The 249-nt window shown below is 49.0% G+C and carries 1 protein-coding gene; it reads left to right on the top strand.

Annotated elements, in window-relative coordinates; genetic code table 11:
• Positions 1–249 (top strand): hypothetical protein (locus SB658_RS26260; protein WP_410603427.1); only part of this gene is annotated, 249 nt, incomplete at both ends.

The raw sequence follows: 249 nt of genomic DNA, 5'->3' as shown, positions 1-249 counted from the left end.
AGGAGAAAGAAAGTGCTGAAGGCATCGCGGAAAAAGCGGCGGAAAACCGTATGCATGCCGAAAGCGTCCATGTGAAATATGAAAACGGCAAGCGCTTTGCCGCTGATTGGGAAGAGATGGATATTTCTCAAGCGGAGCCGGACATTCCGTGGAAAGACGAAGGCGTTTATCTCATTACAGGAGGTGCCGGAGGTTTAGGTCTGATTTTTGCAAAAGAGATCGCAAACCGTACAAAAGACGCCGTCATCA

Origin of the sequence: Bacillus sp. SIMBA_008 (genome assembly GCF_046535495.1) — a bacterium.
Taxonomy (GTDB): Bacteria; Bacillota; Bacilli; order Bacillales; family Bacillaceae; genus Bacillus; species Bacillus subtilis.
Note: the sequence above shows the minus strand (reverse complement) of the source record. Positions and strands in the feature narration are given on the sequence as shown.